The organism is Polaromonas sp. P1_G4 (assembly GCF_056405475.1).
In genome coordinates, this window is sequence record NZ_JBFUCA010000296.1 from 1 (window position 1) to 5,352 (window position 5,352).

The 5,352-nt window shown below is 57.0% G+C and carries 6 protein-coding genes and 1 tRNA gene; all 7 read right to left on the reverse strand.

All coding sequences use genetic code 11. The annotated features are described in order from the left end of the window. Window positions 1–51: 51 nt before the first annotated feature. Window positions 52–1,503, reverse strand: coding sequence for an ankyrin repeat domain-containing protein (locus AC1D1X_RS14810; protein ID WP_477668997.1), 1,452 nt, complete (start codon window positions 1,501–1,503; stop codon window positions 52–54). 240 nt (window positions 1,504–1,743) lie between these two features. Beyond that, a complete protein-coding gene (locus AC1D1X_RS14815; RefSeq protein WP_477668996.1) occupies window positions 1,744–2,274 on the reverse strand; it encodes a DUF4124 domain-containing protein in 531 nt (176 codons plus the stop codon). A 116-nt stretch (window positions 2,275–2,390) separates the two neighbouring features. Next, the gene (locus AC1D1X_RS14820; RefSeq protein WP_477698547.1) at window positions 2,391–2,876 is read right to left on the reverse strand and encodes an SRPBCC family protein; all 486 of its coding nucleotides are present in this window, start codon (window positions 2,874–2,876) and stop codon (window positions 2,391–2,393) included. A gap of 196 nt (window positions 2,877–3,072) precedes the next feature. Further along, the gene (locus tag AC1D1X_RS14825) at window positions 3,073–3,723 is read right to left on the reverse strand and encodes a helix-turn-helix domain-containing protein (RefSeq protein ID WP_477668994.1); all 651 of its coding nucleotides are present in this window, start codon (window positions 3,721–3,723) and stop codon (window positions 3,073–3,075) included. Between the two features lie 400 nt (window positions 3,724–4,123). Next, complete coding sequence (locus AC1D1X_RS14830; RefSeq protein ID WP_477668993.1) at window positions 4,124–4,534, reverse strand: hypothetical protein; 411 nt, start codon at window positions 4,532–4,534, stop codon at window positions 4,124–4,126. 181 nt (window positions 4,535–4,715) lie between these two features. Continuing rightward, window positions 4,716–4,808: transfer RNA gene (locus tag AC1D1X_RS14835), tRNA-Ser, on the reverse strand. 35 nt (window positions 4,809–4,843) lie between these two features. Next, window positions 4,844–5,352: ACT domain-containing protein (locus AC1D1X_RS14840; protein ID WP_477698548.1), on the reverse strand; the 509-nt coding region annotated here is incomplete at its 5' end.

Here is a 5,352-nt window from a genome sequence, read left to right on the forward strand (position 1 = left end):
ACTTCTATCCTTGGAGCTTGAACGAAATGATCCGAACCTGAATTCAGGTGATCACAAAAGCTCAGCGAGCCGCGCTTCAATCGTCTTCAGCATGTTCACCGCATCCACCCCTTTGTTGCTGCGCTTAATGTGATTCTCAAGCAGCGTCTTGGCTCTCTCCAGGCGTGGCTGAGTGGGCAACCAATGCGCCATGAGGATTTTTGCTGCCGCGATATGGCCTTCATCCAATGCCTTCAGCATGGGGTCATCGCTTTTTTGACTCAACGCAAATTCATGGTGCTCAATGGCGTTGGGGTTGGCGCCGCGCTTGAGCAGCATGCTGACGAGTTCAACGCTCCCGCTCGATGCAGCCTTGTGCATAAGCGTTATCTGGTCGGAGCCGGTCGCGTTGACATTGCAGCCTGCATCGAGCAGCAGTTCAACCACATCGGCATGCCCATCCCTAGCTGCATTCAGTATGGGTGGTTCAGGCTCATAAGAACTAAACGCCGCATACGGCATATCCAGATCAACGCCCAACTTTGCCAGCGCCCTGATCTTGGCCAGGTCATGCCCGCGAATCGCCTTGTGAAGATCACGTGGCACATCACCGGTGTAGGCGTCGGAGGGTGGCGAGGAAACCATGCCCCGCGCCTTCAGGTAATCCACTGCACCCTTGATGTATCCAAGCTTCCAGTAAAGATTCTCGCCAGTCGCCAGCTTGACGTTGAGATCCAGCCCCATCGAATCGGCAAAGGCMAGGAACGCCGGGATTTCCTCCTCGCCGTGCGTTCGCAGGTCGAGCAAAGCCGGCACGCCGTTGGCGTTCAACGCGGATGGATCTGCACCATGTTCCATCAGCAGTTTGCAGGCATCCTGGTGCCGGTAAACGATGGCGTAGTGCAGTGGCGTTTGCCCGGCCGCGTTTCGGAGTGTGAGGTCTGCTCCAGCCTTGACCAGCATCTCGATGACATCAAACGATTTGTTGTTGATGGCAAGATGCAGCGGCGTTCTGAACCCGTCCTCTTTGATTCGTTTGTCGGGCGTCTGGACGTTCACATCCACGCCTGCTGCAATCAACAGCTTGACGATGGGCTTCTTGTCATGCAGCACGGCCAGATGGATGGGGTACACACCGGGCCGTACTTCCTGGTTCGGACTGATGCCTTTGGCCAGAAGCCGTTTGATCTCCGCCGACTTGCCTTTTTCCAATGCCGTGAGGAACGCAAAGTCGTCATCGAACTCGGCCACGGCGGCCACAAACTCCGCCTCTTTCGCCTTGGCCTTGCCGATTCGAACCAGCTTGGTGACACTGCCCGTGCGGCTGTCGTCAATGCTGGCGCGCAGGTGTGTGGCGCCCAATTCGATCAGTTCGCTCAGCAGCGTCTGGCTGTCCAGGCCCAGCTCCATGAATCGCAATTCCAGGCGTCGGCCAAAACGTTCCACGCGCTCGACGCGAATCCGTTCATCYGCATTCGCCTGAACGCAGCGCAAACCCAACGCCCCGAGGGCCTGGCTGGCCATATCCCACGCATCACCGGAAGCAGGCTTGAAAGCTTCCAGCCAGCGCTGACTGATGGCGTTGTCTTCAAAACAGAGGGTGGCAATCGTTCTTACTTCGGACATGGGGTCCTATTTACGTTCATCTTGCTGTGATACAGGGCATTTGGAGTTTCCTGCGTTTTATGGAAGCTGGTGGGGTTGGGAACTGCGAGCTGGGCCTGGGGCAGTTGATCAGGTCCATCAAAGTCGCGCAGTGCTCCTCTACTTGATGCACGCCGTGAAGTGGTTGTTGCTGTTGGACATGCATTGGTAGAAGGCGCGGTCCCTGCCCATGGCGGACTGGCAACTGGTCAGATTGGTCTCTGCCTTGGCGCGACGAAGCCTGGCGGCGTTGTTGTCGTAGTTGGCCTGGGTGATGTAGCCGGTTTTCAGGTTCTTGGCGCTCACCTCCAGCGCCGTATCCGCCTGGTCCTGCGCATTCCTGACCGCGCTGGCGCAGTCCAGCGGCACCTCCCTGGGGTCTGCTTTCTGCAGGGCTTTCTCCATCCCTTTTGCCAGGTCCTGTACGTTCTTGGGGATCTTCTTGGTGCCGTCGGCGTTGTATTCTGTGGCGCGCACCTTGCCGTTGTTGTCGCCGCCAAAGCCGCTGTTGCTGTGCAGCTTCAGTGGCTCGACGCCCTTTTCGGTGACGGGCGGCTGCGCGCCGTAGTGGGTCCGGCCCTCGGCATCCACCCATTTGTAGACGCCCTGGGCGTGGCCCGGAGAAGTGACGATCAGCAGAGCCAGGCTCATACCGAGAAATTGAGGGCTGATTTGCAAGCGCATGGTGGGGTTCAAGATAAAAAGCAGAAATTCACCGGGAAAAGTCGTAGCGGAGCGGGGGTGGGGTTGACTGGCGCAACGCCTTGCTAGGTTTCAGCGGGTTCAGCCACCAGGTTTTCGAGTTTCTGCCGCAACCGCTTCATGCCAATTTCCGCCCTTTTGTGCATGACGCTTTTGAATAAATGCAGGAGCGTGGCTTTGAATAGCAAGCTGTCGTTGCGACTGAGCATGCGCSATGTAACGCTGCAGGAATCAGCACCCGTTGCCTGAAATAGCATCTCCATTCTTGGCATCAAAGGCGAGAACTCGCCCTCTGTAATGAATACCTTGTTGGATTGGGCATCTTTGACCCTGATTTTGATTTTTCTTTTGCCCCTGAGAGGGACGGCGACCGTTTCCAGATATTCCTTGCCGCGCTGGGCGTGCTCAAGCGTGTTGGCTGATTCTATGAATAGAACGCCCGGAAACCACTCGGCAAAATGCTCGAGATTTGTCGCGTACAGGTATGTGGCCTCGACGGATCTGGCGATGGTTGCGGTCTGTTCAGTGAGTAGCTGCAATGCAATTTCCAATTTTCAGAACCAGCGAGGCCAAACTTGGCGCCGTGACTGGACGCCTTTGTTCGCCAAGCAAACAAAAGCCTCGGATATTACGGAAATATGGAGGTGCGGTCTTGAATCAAAACGACATGTGCGGCGCATCTTGTGGCACTGGGTGCACAAGAAGTACGGGCGCCTGTACACACCTGTGGGCAGGGCCCCGGGGCTATCAACGCGCCTTCAGCGCCTGCCTCAACCGGTAGGGCCAATAAGACTCCTGGGTTTCAATGGCGCGTTGCAGATCCGTTGGACTCAGACCCGAGTAGCGTTTCACTTCCCGGCACAAGTGCGCCTGGTCGGAGAATCCCATTGCATCGGCGACATCCACCAAAGACGAGCCGCCAAACGCGCTGGCGCCGTGTCCACGCGTCAATGTCGACTCCATGCGTACCAGCCCGCGGATCGAACGCATGGGAAGCCCCAATTGCCCCTTGATGAACCGCTCTCGTTGGCGCGTGCTTTGCCCATGGGTTGACGCGGATGCACGCAGCGCTACCGCATCAACCCAGTCATTGAACAAGGACAGGCCATCCGGCGGTGTTGCCACCGGCCGCGGCGAACGCACGGATATCCAGCGAGGCGTTAAAAAAGCTTCAATGATTTGAATGCGTGCCAGATCGTCGCTGGCCTGCAGGACGGCAATCGCCATCTGCTGCCAGTCTTTGCCCAGTACAGTTTGCAGATTCCTGGCCTGGTCCAGCAAACCGGCCACATTCAGATGCGTCAGTGCATGAAATGCATCCGGAAAAATAGTCAATGAAAACCCAAAGGCGGGGCCGTGGCTTTGCCAGACGCTGGGTTGCGTGCGAGGGCCGCGCAAGACGACCCGCCTTGACGACGGGGGCCATTCATCAACATCGATAGGCATCGATGATCGTCCACCGTGAATTGACCAGACAATACTGACCAGCGGAGACACCGGCAAATGACTGAAGCTTTGTTTGGGGCTCAGCTGGGCGTCCAAGGTGTCGCGCACCACATAAGCACATACGCAATCTGCCAGCAAGGGTGAAGGCTGGAATAGCGATGTGCGTGTGCCGGGGTGTATTGACCCGTCATCCACATCAAGATGGTTTATTGCCATGTTTTGCATTCAACTACGAGGCTAGCCGAAAGTAGGTATTACTTGCGAGGCGGACAGGCTCGTAGTCGTCAATATTTACGGAAATTTGTCGCCTTTCTCGCCTTTCGCTCGATTTTGGCGAATCAATGCTTTGCCGCTAGCGTGAAACGATTGGGTAGAAGTCTATTTCTCCATCGCCGTCAGGTCCGATCCGGTAACGAGCCGGCCTGGCTGGGGTGGGATGGATCTCTAGTCGCGCAAGACCGCCGCCGCACACGCCGAAAGGTATGGCGCCAAGAGTCACAGGCTCTGCGGGCAGATGCAGCGTGACTGTTTCGCCAGCCTTCACGAGTGCCGCCATCTTGTCGTTCACAAACAAGGTGGTTGGGCAATCGGATCCGGCAAACCCGGAGTCCCGCGTTACCGATACCGTGCCTTTGTCGGCCGCCGCCTCCGAGAACAGTAGATGTCGGGTGGAAGGTACTGTGGCGGCCTCGCCGCCCGGCGTTGGAATGCTGACGCAGCCAATCAGTGTGGTGAGCAAAGCAAAAGAGGCGACCAACTTCATGGTGATTCTTCAACGTTGTGCGGGGCCATCTGACCTGGAAAAGCTTGAGTCCAGGAACGCGGCCAGAATCAGCGCGACGGCCGCTTCGCGTTGAAAGCAGGGTTACCCATTCTTGAAACAACCGCAAAAATCGGGCGTAAAAAAACCGACTCTGCCCCATGCGGGAGAGAGTCGGTAGTCTTGGCGGAAACGGAGGGATTCGAACCCTCGATGAGGCTCTACACCCCATACTCCCTTAGCAGGGGAGCACCTTCGGCCACTCGGTCACGTTTCCAATAAATCGATTATCTCACGACTTCCCGGCCATTTTCAGGCGGCGGGCTGGTCCAGGTCAAAAGCCTTGTGCAGGGCGCGCACGGCGAGTTCCATGTACTTTTCGTCGATGACGACGGAAGTCTTGATTTCGCTGGTGGAAATCATCTGGATGTTGATGCCCTCTTCGCTCAGCACGCGAAACATCTTGCTGGCGATGCCCACGTGGCTGCGCATGCCGATGCCGACGATGCTGACCTTGCAGATCTTGGCATCGCCGGTGACTTCCTGCGCGCCCAGTTTTGGCACCACCTGGGTTTTCAGCAGGTCGATGGCCTTGGAGTAATCGTTGCGGTGAACCGTAAAGCTGAAGTCGGTCTTGCCGTCCTTGCTGACGTTCTGGATGATCACATCGACTTCGATGTTGGCATCGGCCACGGCGCCCAGGATCTGGTACGCGATACCCGGGGTGTCGGGTACGCCGAGCACGGAAATTTTGGCTTCATCGCGGTTGAAAGCGATGCCCGATACGATGGCTTGTTCCATGTTTTCGTCTTCCTCAAAGC